This window comes from Streptomyces sp. SA15, assembly GCF_002291145.1.
Taxonomy (GTDB): Bacteria; Actinomycetota; Actinomycetes; order Streptomycetales; family Streptomycetaceae; genus Streptomyces.
In genome coordinates this window covers 55,303-70,670 of record NZ_NTGE01000099.1, presented here as the reverse complement: position 1 = coordinate 70,670, position 15,368 = coordinate 55,303, and the positions used below count along the sequence as shown (strand labels likewise).

10 protein-coding genes are annotated in these 15,368 nt (G+C 71.0%); 6 read left to right on the top strand and 4 right to left on the bottom strand.

Annotated features, from left to right (window positions below; all coding sequences use genetic code 11):
- Positions 1–220: 220 nt before the first annotated feature.
- Positions 221–1,459 (top strand): amidohydrolase family protein, encoded by a 1,239-nt coding sequence (locus tag CLM62_RS20450; RefSeq protein ID WP_095751343.1) that lies wholly within the window; start codon positions 221–223, stop codon positions 1,457–1,459.
- A gap of 3 nt (positions 1,460–1,462) precedes the next feature.
- Here CLM62_RS20450 and CLM62_RS20445 read toward each other — a convergent pair whose 3' ends face one another.
- Positions 1,463–2,227 (bottom strand): glycosyltransferase family 2 protein, encoded by a 765-nt coding sequence (locus tag CLM62_RS20445; protein WP_095751342.1) that lies wholly within the window; start codon positions 2,225–2,227, stop codon positions 1,463–1,465.
- Positions 2,228–2,417: 190 nt separating this feature from the next.
- On the bottom strand, positions 2,418–6,425 hold the full coding sequence (locus CLM62_RS20440; protein ID WP_095751341.1) for a WD40 repeat domain-containing protein: 4,008 nt from the start codon (positions 6,423–6,425) through the stop codon (positions 2,418–2,420).
- 472 nt (positions 6,426–6,897) lie between these two features.
- On the opposite strand from CLM62_RS20440, the gene CLM62_RS20435 reads away from it, so the two are divergent.
- Entirely contained in the window at positions 6,898–7,239 is a 342-nt protein-coding gene (locus CLM62_RS20435) for an SCO4225 family membrane protein (RefSeq protein WP_095751340.1), read from the top strand.
- A gap of 11 nt (positions 7,240–7,250) precedes the next feature.
- On the opposite strand, the gene CLM62_RS20430 is transcribed toward CLM62_RS20435, so the two are convergent.
- Positions 7,251–8,435, bottom strand: coding sequence for a pyridoxal phosphate-dependent aminotransferase (locus CLM62_RS20430; RefSeq protein ID WP_095751339.1), 1,185 nt, complete (start codon positions 8,433–8,435; stop codon positions 7,251–7,253).
- Between the two features lie 209 nt (positions 8,436–8,644).
- On the opposite strand from CLM62_RS20430, the gene CLM62_RS20425 reads away from it, so the two are divergent.
- From CLM62_RS20425 to CLM62_RS20415, 3 genes are all read left to right on the top strand, one after another.
- Positions 8,645–9,088, top strand: coding sequence for a helix-turn-helix transcriptional regulator (locus tag CLM62_RS20425; protein ID WP_095751338.1), 444 nt, complete (start codon positions 8,645–8,647; stop codon positions 9,086–9,088).
- Positions 9,089–9,098: 10 nt separating this feature from the next.
- Complete coding sequence (locus tag CLM62_RS20420; RefSeq protein ID WP_179382163.1) at positions 9,099–9,509, top strand: VOC family protein; 411 nt, start codon at positions 9,099–9,101, stop codon at positions 9,507–9,509.
- A gap of 168 nt (positions 9,510–9,677) precedes the next feature.
- Positions 9,678–12,080: an excinuclease ABC subunit UvrA gene (locus tag CLM62_RS20415; RefSeq protein ID WP_095751336.1), complete on the top strand. Its 2,403-nt coding sequence runs from the start codon at positions 9,678–9,680 to the stop codon at positions 12,078–12,080.
- A 21-nt stretch (positions 12,081–12,101) separates the two neighbouring features.
- On the opposite strand, the gene CLM62_RS20410 is transcribed toward CLM62_RS20415, so the two are convergent.
- Positions 12,102–13,976, bottom strand: a complete 1,875-nt coding sequence (locus CLM62_RS20410; RefSeq protein WP_257003953.1) for a hypothetical protein — start codon at positions 13,974–13,976, stop codon at positions 12,102–12,104.
- A 252-nt stretch (positions 13,977–14,228) separates the two neighbouring features.
- Between CLM62_RS20410 and CLM62_RS20405 the strand changes: the two genes are divergently transcribed.
- Positions 14,229–15,302: a LacI family DNA-binding transcriptional regulator gene (locus CLM62_RS20405; protein WP_095751335.1), complete on the top strand. Its 1,074-nt coding sequence runs from the start codon at positions 14,229–14,231 to the stop codon at positions 15,300–15,302.
- Positions 15,303–15,368 lie beyond the last annotated feature (66 nt).

Sequence of the window (15,368 nt, the reverse complement as noted above, 5' to 3'; positions counted from 1 at the left end):
AGGTGGGGGGTGCCGCAGCCGATCCAGCCTAGTCGACACCCGTCACCCGTGGGCGCCGGAGTGCCCACACCGCCACGATCAAGGCGCCGCGTATTGCTGCCGTGGCACCCTCCCCCTACGCTGAATCTGATGGATCGTCAGATAGTGAGTAGGACAAACGAGTCGGATGAGTCCGCCGGAGACAACAGCCGGCGCATCGGCAGGCAGTAGGGGGCAAGGCGTGGCCAGTACCGTGAGCAGTGCGGCAGATCTCCCCAGGGTCATCAGCGTGGACGACCACGTGATCGAACCCGCGCACCTCTTCGAGGCGTGGCTTCCGGCCAAGTACCGGGACAAGGGGCCGAAGCCCTTCACCGCGGGCATCGGCGAACTCGCGTACGTCGGGGGGAAGTACCGTTTCACCACCGATCCGGAGGGGCAGATCACCGACTGGTGGGAGTACGAGGGCGAGATCTTCCCGTACAAGCGCATCATCGCGGCCGTCGGCTTCTCCCGGGACGAGATGACCCTCGACGGGATCACCCGGGAGCAGATGCGGCGGGGCTGCTGGGACCCCAAGGCGCGGCTGGAGGACATGGATCTCAACCATGTCGAGGCCTCGCTGTGCTTCCCGACCTTCCCGAGGTTCTGCGGGCAGACCTTCGCGGAGGCCAAGGACAAGGAGGTCGGCCTTGCGTGCGTCCGCGCCTACAACGACTGGATGGTCGAGGAGTGGTGCGGCGACAGCGGCGGGCGGCTCATCCCGCTGTGTCTCATCCCCCTGTGGGACGTGGACCTGGCCGTCGCGGAGATCCGGCGCAACGCGGCGCGGGGCGTACGGGCGGTGACCTTCAGCGAGATTCCGACGTACCTGGGGCTGCCGTCGATCCACAGCGGATACTGGGACCCGTTCTTCGCGGCGTGCGAGGAGACCGGCACGGTCGTGAACATGCACATCGGGTCGTCGTCCCAGATGCCGGCGGCGTCGCCCGACGCTCCCCCCGCCGTCCAGGCCTCGCTGAGCTTCAACAACGCCATGGCGTCGATGATGGACTTCCTCTTCTCGGGTGTCCTGGTGAAGTTCCCGCGGCTGAAGCTGGCCTACAGCGAGGGGCAGATGGGCTGGATCCCGTACGCCCTGGAGCGCGCCGACGACGTGTGGGAGGAGCACCGGGCGTGGGGCGGCGTCAAGGATCTGATTCCGGAGCCGCCCTCGACGTACTACTACCGGCAGATCTTCTGCTGCTTCTTCCGCGACAAGCACGGCATCGAGGCGATCGAGACCGTGGGCGTGGACAACGCGACCTTCGAGACCGACTACCCGCACGTCGACTCGACGTGGCCGCACACGAAGCAGGTGGCCGCCGACCACGTGGGCGGTCTCTCCGAGGAGGTGGCCTACAAGCTGCTGCGCGGCAACGCCATCCGCATGCTGGAACTGCCGTTCGACGAGGGGCGTAAGGCGCAAGCCATTGCCTGACGCTCAGCCCTGGAGCCTGTCCGGATGGTGCCACCGCATGGACGCAAGCGCCCGTGCCCTCGCCTCCACCACGGCCATCCTCGCCCGCCGCTCGGCCGCGTCCACATGCGCGGCCTGGCCGGTGACCTGGCCCTCCCACTTGCGGTAGAGGAGGCCGACCTCCGCCGAGAACCAGCCGCGGCTGACGGAGTTCAGCGCCAGCAGCAGACCCGTGTCCTCGGAGGCCGGCAGCGCCATCCAGCCGCCGAGGGCGACCAGGAGATCCCGGCGTACACAGAGGGTCGCCGGGTGGACCGGCGCGCGGAAGTCGTTCGCCGTCCAGTGGTCGAGTACGGCTCCGGGCTCGATCGGACCGTGGTCGGGATCGCCGGCGAAGCCGACCTTCGAGCCGTCCGGCAGGTGGTCGAGGACGCGTGAGGTCGCCCACCCGAGCGTGCGGTCGCCCTCGAGGGCGGCCAGGTCACGGGCCAGCGCGCCCGGCGCGAGCTGGTCGTCGGCGTCCAGGACCTTCACGTACTCGCCCTCGGCCTGCGCGAGCGCGATCGTGCGGGCGACGCCGGGTCCGCCGGGCCGGCCCTGCCGGAAGGTCACCCGGGTGTCGTCGGGGACGTGCGGGGCGACGGCGTCCGTCCGCCCGTCCTCCTGGATCACCCAGTGCCACTCCCAGCCGTCCGGTAACTCCTGGGCGCACAGCGATTTGTAGGCGTCCTGGAGGAACGGGGCCGAGGGGGCGTGGACGGCGGTGACGACGCAGATGCTTCGGGTCATGGCCGTACTCCCACCCCCTGAGGACACCAGGACACACAAGGGCCCGACCGCTGGCGACGGGGGATGCACCAGCGATCGGGCTGTCGCCAAGACTAACAACGCCGCTGGTGCGACGGGAGCAGACTGCTCAGCCGCACCGGCGACATGTGATCGGGATCACTGCCCCCGTCCCTCGCTGCCCGGTCGTTCATCACTCGCTGCACGGGGGCTCGTACGAAAGACGCGGCAGGTACTCCTGCCACTTCTCCGGTGTCAGCACGCCCCGGGTGGTCGAGCAGATGCGGCGGACGGCCGTGTCGACGTCCAGGTTCCACAGCCGGACCGTGTCGGTGCCGCTGGACACCCCGATCAGGTGGCTCTTGGGGCTGAACGACAGGAAGTTGCCCGTCTTGGCGTTCGGGCTCATCGACTGACCGATGGGCCCGGCCTCGGCCGGGTCGCCGACGTTCCACAGCCGGACGGTGTTGTCGTTGCCGCCGCTGGCCAGGGTGTGGCCGTCCTGGCTGAACGTCAGCGACACGACCGCCTCGGTGTGGCCCGTGAGCGGGGAGCCCAGCCGGCTCGCCTCCGCGGGCTCGGTGAGGTTCCACAGCCGGACCGTGTCGTCGTCGCTGCCGCTGGCCAGCGTGTCGCCGTCCGGGCTGTAGGCGAGCGCGTTGACGGGTCCGGAGTGCCCCTTGAGGGGTGCGCCGAGCCGGGCGGTACGCGCCGGGTCGGTCACGTTCCACAGCTGGATGGTGCCGTCCGCGCTGCCGCTGGCCAGCGTGTGGCCGTCCCGGCTGAAGACAAGGGAGTTGACGTAGCCCTTGTGGCCGGTGAGCGGCGCGCCGAGCCGGGTCACCCGAGCCGGGTCGCCGACGTTCCACAGCTGGATGGTGCGGTCGTCGTAGGCGGTGGCCAGGGTGCGCCCGTCCGGGCTGTACGCCAGCGCGTCGGGGCCCATGAACCGGGTCCGCAGGGCGAGGGGCGGCCCGTAGGGGACCGGTCGGGCCGGGTCGCTGACGTTCCACAGATGCACCGCCCGGCTGCCCGTCAGCACCGCGAGCGTGCGGCCGTCGGGGGAGAACACCAGCGAACGCTGGCCACCGTCCCCGGGCATGAACGCCGCGTTCAGCGCGACGGGCCGGCCGGGGCTGTCCACGTTCCACAGCCGGACGCGGCCGTCGCGCGCGGCCGTGGCCAGCACCCGCCCGTCCGGGCGGAACGCCCCGCTGCGGCCGATCATGTCCGACGTCGGTATCGACCACAGGCGGACCTTGCTGTCGCCGCTGCCGGTGGCGAGGGTCCGGCCGTCGGGGCTGAAGCCCAGCGCGTACATCTCCCCGCTGGCCCCGGCGAGCGGCTCGCCGACCTGCGAGGGGTAGGCCGGGTCGCTGACGTTCCACAGGCTCGCCGTGCTGTCCGCGCTGGCGGCGGCGAGCGTGCTCCCGTCGGGGCTGAAGGCCACGGACCAGATGGGCCCCGTGTGGCCGGTGAGCGGCGAGCCGATCGGCGCCGCGCGCGCGGGATCGGCCACGTCCCACAGCCGTACGGTGTCGTCCGCGCCGCCGCTGGCGAGGGTCCGCCCGTCGGGGCTGAACGCCACGGAGTGCACCAGGTCCGTGTGCCCGGTCAACGTACCGAGCGCCTTCGCCCGGCCCGGCTCGGCCACGTTCCACAGCCGGACCGTGTCGTCGTCGCCCCCGGCCGCCAGCGTCCGCCCGTCGGGGCTGAACGCCACCGAGCGCACGGCGGCGGTGTGGCCGGTCAGCGCATCGATCGCCTTCGGCCGGTCCGGGTCGGCCACGTCCCACAGCCGTACGGTCCGGTCCTCGCCGGCGGAGGCCAGCGTCCGCCCGTCCGGGCTGAACGCGACCAGGTAGATCGTGCCGTGATGGCCGGTCAGGGGCGCGCCGAGCGAGCGCGGTCGGCGGGGATCCCGTACGTCCCACAGCCGGACCGTGCCGTCGTCCGCCGCGCTGGCGAGGGTGCGGCCGTCCGGGCTGAACACCGCGCTGCTCACCCAGCTCGTGTGGCCGGTGAGGGGCTTGCCCTCAGGCGTGGGGCGGGACGGGTCGCTCACGTCCCACAGGCGTACGGTCCGGTCGTAGCTGGCGGTGGCCAGGGTCCGTCCGTCCGGGCTGAACGAGGTCAGGTAGACGGCGCCGGTGTGGCCACGCAGCGGCGTGGCCAGCGGCGCGTTGACGATCGAGATCAATCGGCTGTTCGTGCCCTCGTCGCCGGGGCGCAGGCGGTGCGCCACCAGGTCCAGCTGGGCCGACAGCGACGGATCCGTGTACTGGACACGATCGGCCTCGGCGACGACCTGCTCGAACACGGCGTCGTCCCGCTCCTGCCATGCCACCACCGCCGCGACGACCGCCACCATCGACAGGACGACCAGAGCCGCCACCGCACCGCGGCTGATCCACACGGTCCGCCTGCGCAGCCGGACCGAAGCGGCCAGGAACTCCACCGCGCTGCGGGTCAGGAAGGTGTCACCGGCGGTCTTCGCCCAGGTGTGGGCCTGTTCCAGCCGCGAGCCCCGGTAGAGCAGCGACGAGTCGCGGTTCGAGCCCTCCCAGGCCCGGCCGTCCTCCTCCAGCCGCTGGCGCAGCAGATGGTCGTTGCGGTTCTCCTCGATCCAGTCGCGCAGCCGCGGCCAGGCGTGCAGCAGCGCCTCATGGGTGATCTCCACGGTGTCCGCGTCGAGCGTCACCAGCCGGGCCTGCACCAGCGCCTCGAGCGACTCCTCCGTCTTGCCAGGATCCGTCGACTCGGCCGCCAGCTGACGCCGCGTCCCCCGCCTGCGGGTGGCCTGGGTGTCCTCGCCCAGCCGGACCAGCCTGAGCAGGAGCAGCCGGGCTGCCGTACGGGCCGGCGGGTCCAGGCTGGACCAGGCCCGCTCGGCGGTCGCCGCCACCGCTCCCTGGATGCCGCCCGCCGCGCGGTAGCCGGCCAGCGTCAGCCGTCCGCCCTTGCGTCGCTGCCAGGTGGCGAGCAGCGCGTGGGAGAGCAGCGGCAGCACTCCGGCGTCGTGCGCCCCGCGCGGCCCGTCGGCGCTCACCTCACGGACGATCAACTCCGCCAGCCCCGGTTCGAGTTCCAGCCCTACGGCCTTCGCGGGGCCGGTCACCGCCTCGCGCAGCTCCGCGGTGGTGAGCGGGCCCAGCACCATGTGCCGGTGCTGCAGCGCGTCGGCCAGTTCGGAATAGCCGAGGCACTGCTCATAGAAGTCGGCGCGTATGCCGAGGACCACGAGCACGGGGGGCGGTTCGCCGGGGGCGGCGGGGGTGCACGCGGCGTGCAGGAGCTGGACGAACGTGCGCCGGTCCGTCTCGTCGGAGCAGAGGGTGAACGCTTCCTCGAACTGGTCCACGATGACGACCGGCCGGCCGGGGGAGGGGTTCTCGCGGGTCGCCCAGGCACAGACGGCGTCCCGCACCGCGTCATCGGCGTCGGCCGCCCCCTCCTCCAGGGCGGAGACGGCGGGTGCGAGCTCGGGGATACGACGGATCAGCTCCTTGACCGGGTCGCCGCCCGGCACGAGTTGGAGCACTTCGCTCGGCGGGCTGTGCTCGTCGCCTCTGGTGTCCCCGAGTCCGTTGTCCCCGAGCGCGCCGTTGCGCAGGGCGGGCACCAAACCGGCGTTCAGCACGGAGGACTTTCCCGCGCCCGAGGCGCCCACGAGCATGACCAGGCCGCCCGTCGGCTCCGCCGCGCGCAGCTGGGCGATGAGGGCGTCCGTGCTCCGTTCCCGGCCGAAGAACCAGCGGGCGTCCTGCTGACGGTAGGACGCCAGCCCTCGATAGGGGCACACCCCGAGGGCGGCGGCGGACTGCTGCTGCTGCTCCTCCTCCGCGGAGGGCGTGGGCTGCTCGCCGGCGACCGGATCGGCCACCGCGCGCTCCCACAGACGCTGCCACCGCGTCAGGTCGTACAGACCCGTGGACACGGGCGTGGGCCGCGCGCGCCGCGCCAGGGGGATCAGGACGTGCAGTACGGCGGCCAGGGCGGCGAACTGCGCGGGCACGTTCTTCGCCCGCCGCCAGTCGCTGATCCGCTGCGCCGACACCCGTACCGGCCGCCCCCGCTCATCGACCCGCTGCAGCCGGACGACCGCTTCGGACACCCGTTTGAGGGGAGGGTTGCCCGCCTCGCTGTACAGCAGCGCGAGGCGTTCCGCGAAGGCCGTGCGTGCTCCTGAATCGGAACTCAAGCCTCCACCCCTTACTTCACCCGCACTTGGACATCCGGACCGGAAAACCCACTTTATATGGCTGACCTGCGAAGAAGGCTCTCTCCGGACACCGGAACCTCCTCCGTGTGCACGCCGGCTGGCAGGATCTAGTAGCAGCAGCGACCCACCGGGAGCCGCCGGACGTCCCGCCGGCGCAGCGCCCGGGGATCCCGCTCACCACGCCGCCTGCACCGTTCGGCACCGGTCCCCACGAGGGGAGGGACCGGCGCCGAACGAAGCGGCGGCGGACCGTCGGTTCCCGGTTCCGGACCTCATCGGTTCCCGCTTCCGGACCTCATCCGTTCCGGCTGACTTCCTCAGCCGCGTTTGAGTAGCGCTACTCATGCCGAGCCGCGTGGGCACCCGACATCGTGATGACTGCCCCTCCGGCACACCGTCCGGCCACACCGGCCGGTAGGGCGCCGACTCATCCGACTGATCGGAGAACACCGTGAGCTCCTCCCGTCGCAGCCGTGCCCTGCTCGCCCTGGCCACGGACAACTGGCTGTCCCGCTGCTACCTGGCCGCGGTCGTCCTCGCGAGCGGTTTCGCCCTCTACGACGACCTGTTCGTCACCCACGCCGACGCCTCCCTGGCCGGGGTCTGGCCGCTGTTCCTGACGGCTCCCCTGAGCCTGCTGTTCGTAGCGCTGCCCGAATCGCTGTCCACGGGTGCCCTCTTCTATGCGGAAATCGCACTCGCCGCACTCGTGAACGCCGTCGCCCTGGGCGCGCTCGCCCGCACGATCCGCGGCAACCGCGGGTCATCCGCGCACGCGGCGCCCAGCGCCTGAGGATCACAGGATCACTTGAGAGCGGCGACGAACTTCCCGAGCCGGGCGATGCCTTCACGAAGGTCGTCGGCCGACGCCGCATACGACAGCCGGACGTGCGTGTCCGCCGTATGCGCGCCGAAGTCCCTGCCCGGAGTGAGCGCGACGTGCGCCTCCTGGAGCGCGCGTTCGCAGAACTGCCAGGACGTCAGCCCGGTCCCGCTGACGTCGAAGTACACATAGAACGCGCCGTCCGGCGGCACAGGAACCGGCAGCCCGATCCGCGCCAGGCCGTCGAGGACGAGCGCGCGCCGCCGGCCGAACTCGACGCGGCGGGCCTCGCAGACCGCGAGGGACTCGGGGGCGAAGCAGGCGAGCGCGGCGTGCTGGGCGGGAGCGGAGGCGCAGAGGAAGTAGTTCTGGGCCAGGCGTTCCAGCGCCGGCACGAGGGGCTCGGGGACGACGCACCAGCCGAGCCGCCAGCCGGTCATCCCGAAGTACTTCGAGAAGCTGTTGATGACGACGGCGTCGGGGTCGAGCGAGAGGGCGCTGCGAGGCGGCCGGTCCTGCTCGTCGTAGTCGTCGTGGTCGCTCAGGTCGAGGTAGATCTCGTCGACGATGCGCCAGGCATCGCGCTCGCGCGCGAGGTCGCAGATCGCGGCCAGCTCGTCCGCCGGAACCGAGGTGCCGGTCGGGTTCGACGGAGTGGCGACCATGATCCCGCGCGTCCGGTCCGTCCAGTACGACCGCACGGACGCCGCGTCCAGCTGATAGCGGCTCTCGGCACCGGCGGGGACGAGAGTGACGCGGGCGCCGAAGCTCTCGACGATCTGCCGGTTGCAGGGATACGACGGGTCGGCGATGAGCACCTCGTCACCCGGGTCGACGAGGGCGGCGGTACCCAGCACCAGGGCGGCGGAGGCACCCGCGGTCACGACGACCCGAGCCGGATCGACCTCGACGCCGTGCCGGTCGAGGTAGAACCGCGCGATCGCCTCTCTCAGGGCGGGCAGCCCCAGTGCGGCCGTGTAGGTCATGGGCCGTCCGTCCATGACCTCGCGTATCGCCTCCAGGACGGCCGGGGGCGCGCCGAAGTCCGGTTCGCCGAGGTTGAGTCTGACGACGTGATGCCCCTGGGCCTCCAGGGCGGCGGCGTGCTTGCCGAACTCCATCGCGTAGAACGGGGCGACGGCCTGGGCGCGCTGCGAGATCCTCATGCCGCGACCTCCGGCTGTGCGGGGCGCTCTGTCGGGAGTGGGTTCATGTCGCCTTCCTGGTCGCTGGTGTCGGCCTGCGGATCAGCCGAAAGTCCGACCACCTGGGTCTGACACGAGTATCCCCACCTTCAACTCCCCCCTGCGCCTTCTGGCCGCTTGGGGACTGTTCGGCAGCCCTGCTGTCAGTGCGATGTGGCAGGATTTTGCGGGTGACCAGCAGACCCGCCACGGAGCAGCACCTGCGCGATCTCGCGCGGCTGCGCCGCGTCCGCGACCGGATCGACCGGGAGTTCGCGCAGCCGCTGGACGTCGAGGCGCTCGCCCGCGGGGTGAGCATGTCGGCCGGGCACCTCAGCCGCCAGTTCCGGCTGGCGTACGGCGAGTCGCCGTACGCCTATCTGATGACGCGGCGCATCGAGCGCGCGATGGCGCTGCTGCGGCGTGGCGACCTCAGCGTCACCGAGGTCTGCTTCGCGGTCGGCTGCGCGTCGCTGGGCACCTTCAGCACTCGCTTCGCCGAGCTGGTCGGTGTGCCGCCCAGCGTCTATCGCGCTGAAGCGGCGCGCACGACGGCGGGGATGCCGTCGTGCGTGGCGAAACAGGTGACCAGACCGATCAGGAATCGAGAAGCGAAGGTCGCGAGCCCCGCCTAGCGTGAGGACCATGGACATCACCATTCACGCCAGCTTCCTCCCGCACGACGACGCGGACGCCGCCCTGGCCTTCTACCGCGACACCCTCGGCTTCGAAGTCCGCAACGACGTCGGATACGACGGGATGCGCTGGCTCACGGTCGGCCCCGCCGACCAGCCCGGCACATCCATCGTCCTCACACCGCCGGCCGCCGACCCCGGCGTCACCGACGAGGAGCGCCGCACCATCGTCGAGATGATGGCCAAGGGCACCTACGCCGGCATCCTCCTGGCCACCGCCGACCTCGACGGCACCTTCGAGCGGGTGCAGGCCAGCGGCGCCGAGGTCGTCCAGGAGCCGACCAAGCAGCCGTACGGCGTGCGTGACTGCGCCTTCCGCGATCCCTCGGGCAACCTGATCCGCATCCAGGAGCGTGCCTGAGCCGTCCGGCGAGCGCGGCGGGCGCCGTCGGTCAGGTGGGGAGCGCTGCCCACCTGACCGACGAAAGGGAACAAACGTGCTGTCCGTGCCGCGCGAAGCTGGTTGGATCGAGCCGGGCGACTTCGACGGAGACCGCGAACGCGTCTCCGCCCGACAGATGGAGAGACGATGAGCATGGCCACGAGGACGGACACGCGATCGCCTGCGCCGCACGTTGCCGACAGCCACGATCTGATCCGCGTGCACGGCGCGCGCGAGAACAACCTCAAGGACGTCAGCATCGAGATCCCGAAGCGCCGGCTGACGGTGTTCACCGGCGTCTCCGGCTCGGGCAAGAGCTCGCTGGTGTTCAACACGATCGCCGCGGAGTCGCAGCGGCTGATCAACGAGACCTACAGCGCCTTCGTGCAGGGCTTCATGCCCACGCTGGCGCGGCCCGAGGTCGACGTCCTCGACGGGCTGACGACAGCGATCATCGTCGACCAGCAGCGGATGGGTGCCGACCCCCGCTCCACGGTCGGCACCGCCACCGACGCCAACGCGATGCTGCGCATCCTCTTCAGCCGGCTGGGCGAGCCGCACATCGGCCCGCCCAGCGCGTACTCCTTCAACACCGCCTCGGTCCGGGCGAGCGGCGCGATCACCGTCGAGCGCGGCAACAAGACCAAGGCCGAGAAGGCGACCTACGAGCGCACCGGCGGCATGTGCAACCGCTGCGAGGGCCGGGGCAAGGTCTCCGACATCGACCTGACCCAGCTCTACGACGACTCCAAGTCGCTCGCCGAGGGCGCGTTCACCATCCCCGGCTGGAAGTCGGACAGCGTGTGGACCGTGCAGGTCTATGCCCAGTCCGGCTTCGTCGATCCGGACAAGCCGATCCGCGAGTACACCAAGAAGGAGATGCAGGCCTTCCTCTACGGGGAGCCGGTCAAGGTCAAGGTCAACGGCGTCAACCTCACCTACGAGGGGCTGATCCCGAAGATCCAGAAGTCGTTCCTGTCCAAGGACAAGGAGGCGATGCAGCCGCACATCCGGGCGTTCGTGGAGCGGGCGGTCACCTTCACCACCTGCCCCGAGTGCGACGGCACCCGGCTCAGCGAGGGGGCCCGGTCGTCGAAGATCGGGAAGATCAGCATCGCCGACGCGTGCGCGATGGAGATCCGTGACCTGGCCGAATGGGTCCGCGGACTGGACGAGCCGTCGGTGGCGCCCCTGCTCACCGCGCTGCGGCAGACCCTCGACTCGTTCGTGGAGATCGGCCTCGGCTACCTCGCGCTCGACCGGCCGGCGAGCACGCTGTCGGGCGGCGAGGCACAGCGCGTCAAGATGATCCGCCACCTCGGCTCCTCGCTCACCGACACCACCTACGTCTTCGACGAGCCCACCATCGGCCTGCACCCCCATGACATCCAGCGGATGAACGACCTGCTGCTGCGGCTGCGCGACAAGGGCAACACGGTGCTCGTCGTGGAGCACAAGCCGGAGACGATCGTGATCGCCGACCACGTCGTCGACCTCGGCCCCGGCGCCGGTACGGCGGGCGGCACCGTCTGCTTCGAGGGCACCGTCGAAGGGCTGCGGGCCAGTGGCACCGTCACCGGCCGCCATTTCGACGACCGGGCCGCCCTCAAGGAGACGGTGCGCAAGCCCACCGGCACCTTGGAGATCCGCGGCGCGACGACGCACAACCTGCGGGGCGTCGACGTCGACATCCCGCTCGGGGTGCTCTGCGTGGTCACCGGCGTGGCCGGCTCCGGAAAGAGCTCGCTGATCCACGGCTCCGTCCCCGCCTCCGCCGACATCGTCTCGGTCGACCAGGCGCCCATCCGCGGCTCGCGCCGCAGCAACCCGGCGACGTACACCGGACTGCTCGACCCGATCCGCAAGGCGTTCGCGAAGGCCAACGGCGTGAAGCCGGCGCTGTTCAGCGCCAACTCCGAGGGCGCCTGCCCCACCTGCAACGGCGCCGGCGTCATCTACACCGACCTGGCGATGATGGCCGGGGTCGCCACCCCCTGCGAGGACTGCGAGGGGAAGCGGTTCCAGGCGTCCGTACTGGACTACCACCTCGGCGGCCGCGACATCAGTGAGGTGCTCGCGATGTCGGTGACCGAGGCCGAGGAGTTCTTCGCCGCCGGCGAGGCGCGCACACCGGCCGCCCACGCCATCCTCGGCCGTCTCGCCGACGTCGGGCTCGGCTACCTCACCCTCGGCCAGCCGCTCACCACACTGTCCGGCGGCGAGCGGCAGCGGCTCAAACTGGCCACCCACATGGCCGACAAGGGCGGCGGCCGGTCCGTCTTCGTACTCGACGAGCCGACCACCGGCCTCCACCTCGCCGACGTCGAGCAACTGCTCGGCCTGCTCGACCGGCTGGTGGACTCCGGCAAGTCGGTCATCGTCATCGAGCACCACCAGGCGGTCATGGCGCACGCCGACTGGATCATCGACCTCGGCCCCGGCGCAGGCCACGACGGCGGCCGGATCGTCTTCGAGGGCACACCCGCCGACCTCGTCACCGCCCGCTCCACCCTCACCGGCGAACACCTCGCGGCGTACGTCGGAGCCTGACCGGGGTTCTCGCGGACAGGCCTACCCGGCGGAGCCGGCGTAGGCGATGTTCGGCCGAGGCGGCCTGGACATGCCGGCGCCGAGGAAGTAGTCGGGGTGGTGGGACTGCATGTAGCCCTTGAACGTCATGGCGTTCCGGTAGGCCGGGTTGTGCGCGAGCGTGTACAACCGGGTGTTCGTCGGCTGGTTCGTGGTGAAGATGATCAACTCGTTGTGGGACGCGTTGCTGTACACGGCCTCCTCACGCCAGTCGCCGAGGATGTCGCCGACGAGGGTGGGCCCGCCCTGGGCGGCCGTGACCGCGCCGTGGTTCCAGGTGCTGACCAGCCGGGGGAGGCTGCCGCTCGCCGTCGGGTTCTGCGGGTCCCACTTCTCGATCTTGCCGCTGTTGAGCAGTTCCATGGTGAGGTCGCCGTCCCACCACAGGCCCAGCTGCGGCCACGGGCGCAGTGAGGTGTTCGGTTCGGTGAGCCTGTTGGTGGGCGCGTTGTACAGGCCCGAGAAGGACCAGACCTCCATGCCGGGGAAGCGCGGGTCGACGTCGCCGGCCATGCCGCGTCCGACGTCGGCGGGGCCGCCGTTGTGCCTCCAGATGACGGAGCCGTTCGCGGCGTCGTAGTAGTACTCGAGCAGCCCGCTCGGGTTGTCCTGCTGCACGCCGTAGCCCTCCAGGCCCGGACGGCCGGGGTCCATGTCCGCGATGTGGAAGCGGTCGCCGTGGATGATGCCCTGGGGTGCCATCGAGTAGCGCAGGGAGCCGTCGCCGTTCAGCACGAACCCGATCTCGGCGACCTCGTCCGTCCCGTCGCCGTTGACGTCGATGGCGCGGGTGTTGTGCCCGTCGGGCGCGTTCTGGCTGCCGCGCGACCACGTCCACTCCTGCCTCAGCGCGCTGCCGGTGAACTTCCAGGCGCCCATCATCAGGTTGAAGGCCCCGTCGTCGCGCCGGTTCTTCATGTAGGCGACCAGGCTCGGCGTGGTGCCGTTGAGGTACGCCACCCCGAGGCGTGCGGCCATCGGACCGTCGCCCAGGTAAGTGGTCGGTACGGCGGACCAGTTGCGGAGCGCTCCGGTCCGGCCGTCGAGGACGGCCATGAACTGACGTGAGTCGTCCGCGTGCGTCCAGGTCGCCCCGTCGCCGAACGTGACGCCGTCGGCGATCCGCAGGGCGACCTCCGCGCGGCCGTCGCTGTCGAAGTCGTAGACCGTGACGCCGTCCCAGTGGCCCAGGTCGATCGCGGACGACCCCGGCTCGATGTTGTCCTGGTTCTGACTGTTCGGCCCCAGGTCGACCTCCCAGAGGAACTGCCCGCGGCTGCTGTACGCCTCCAGTTTCTGGGGAGAGGTCTGCCGGTCCACCACGTAGTCGTACTCGCCGTCGCCGTCGAGGTCGCCGACCCAGACGAACTTCACCGGGCCGCCGGAGCGCAACGGCACGCGGACCACGGGCTCCTGGGCGTGGTTGGCCGTCAGGGTGAAGGCCCCGCTGGGCGCCTGCTCCTGCCCGCCGACGACCGGGGCCACTCGGTAGCTGTTGGACCGCGTCAGGTCGGCCGTGTTGTCCGTGTAGTTGGTGCCGCCTGTCAGGACACCGGAGTTGAGCTTGACGTACGCGGCGCCGCCGGTGGACCGGTAGACGTTGAAGCCGATGCCCTCCGGGTCGAGTCCCAGCAGCCGCCAGGAGACCAGGACCTGGGTGCTGCTGGAGCGGACCGCCACGACCCCACGGCCGAGGTTCTCCATCACGCGCGCGGCCTGAATCCTCGCATCGCCGGCTGTGGCATCGGGTGAGACGGGGTTCGCGGGGCCCGCGGCCACAGTGGCGCAGACGGCCAGGGCCGCCGAGATGGTGAGGGGCACCCGATGGGCGGCCCGCCACCGTAATTTCATGTGCATGACAACCTCCAGAACGGCTCATGGTGGTGGTGCGAGTGCGCCGGTGCCCGCCCTCGGCCCAGGCCGGAAACCTCGATGAGTTAAACCGTTTACACATCCGGGATGGAAGCACCGTGATGAGCATGCGTCAAGGTAGTCGGACCGTGCGAAGACCATCCTGTTGACGCGCCGGATCGTATGCGCGACCCTCGAGCGGAAACGCTTCCATCCAGGTGCCGGACAGCCATCCAGGTGCCGGACGCAGGAGGCCCGATGCCTCGCCGGACCGCGCCCGACGACGGGCAGCCCCGCCTCGCGACGATCCGCGACGTGGCCCGACACGCCGGCGTCTCGGTCGCCACCGTCTCCCGGATCCTGTCCGGCACCTATCCCAGCGCCCCCTCCACGCGCGCCAAGGTCCTGCGCGCCGTACGCGAGCTCGACTACGTGGCGAACGCCCACGCCAGAGGACTCGCGGGAGTGCGGCCCAAGAGCGTGGCCATCGTGGTCAACTCCGTCATCTCACCGCACTACGCCCACGTCGCGCACGGCGTGCAGGAGGAGGCCGCACGTGAGGGCTGGCTGTGCATCGTCGGCACGACCGGCGGCGACCCCGAGCGGGAGCTGGCCACCATCGCGCTGATGCGCCAGGAACAGGCCGAAGCCGTGATCCTCGTCGGGAACATCGTCGCCGACGACGCCTACCGCGAACGCATGGCGAGCTACGCCCGCGCGCTCGCCCGGGCCGGCTCGCAGCTCGTGCTGTGCGGCCGCCCCCCGCTGGGGCCCGACGTCCCGGCCATCGTGGTCGAGTACGACAACACCGCCGGCGCCCACGCCATCACCAGCCACCTGCTCGCGGCGGGCCACCGACGCATCCTGTTCCTGGGACGCCGCACCGGATACACCACCCCCGACAGCCGGATCGCCGGCTACCGCGCGGCACTGGCCACGCACCACGTCCCGCACGACCCCGGGCTCGAGCTCGACGGCACGATGGAGCGCGGCGAGGGCCACCGCATGATGCGTGCACGGCTCGACAGGGGCCCACGAGACTTCACCGCCGTCTTCGCCGCCAACGACCTCATCGCCGCCGGCGCCCGCGACGCGCTGCGCGAGCACGGGCTGCGCATCCCAGACGACATCTCGCTCGTCGGCTTCGACGACCTCCCCCCGGCCGCGGACATCGACCTGACCACCGTTCAGGTCCCGCACGAGGAACTGGGCCGCGCCGCCGTGCGACTGGCACTCGAGAGCGAGAGTCCCGGCGCCGCCCAGCACGTTCTGCTGGGCACCCATGTCGTCGTCCGCGACTCGGTCCGCCGCCGGCCGGGCCATGTGACCTGACCGAGTGGGAGACGCGTTTCGCATGATCTACCGTGGGCGGCAAGTAACGCTGTGGGTACGGAAGTT

Excerpts from the sequence above, each read along its gene's own strand:
- CLM62_RS20445 (WP_095751342.1), bottom strand. The coding sequence starts at position 2,227 with ATGACCCGAAGCATCTGCGTCGTCACCGCCGTCCACGCCCCCTCGGCC.
- CLM62_RS20430 (WP_095751339.1), bottom strand. The coding sequence starts at position 8,435 with ATGAGGATCTCGCAGCGCGCCCAGGCCGTCGCCCCGTTCTACGCGATG.
- CLM62_RS20420 (WP_179382163.1), top strand. The coding sequence starts at position 9,099 with ATGGACATCACCATTCACGCCAGCTTCCTCCCGCACGACGACGCGGAC.
- CLM62_RS20415 (WP_095751336.1), top strand. The coding sequence starts at position 9,678 with ATGAGCATGGCCACGAGGACGGACACGCGATCGCCTGCGCCGCACGTT.
- CLM62_RS20410 (WP_257003953.1), bottom strand. The coding sequence starts at position 13,976 with ATGCACATGAAATTACGGTGGCGGGCCGCCCATCGGGTGCCCCTCACC.
- CLM62_RS20405 (WP_095751335.1), top strand. The coding sequence starts at position 14,229 with ATGCCTCGCCGGACCGCGCCCGACGACGGGCAGCCCCGCCTCGCGACG.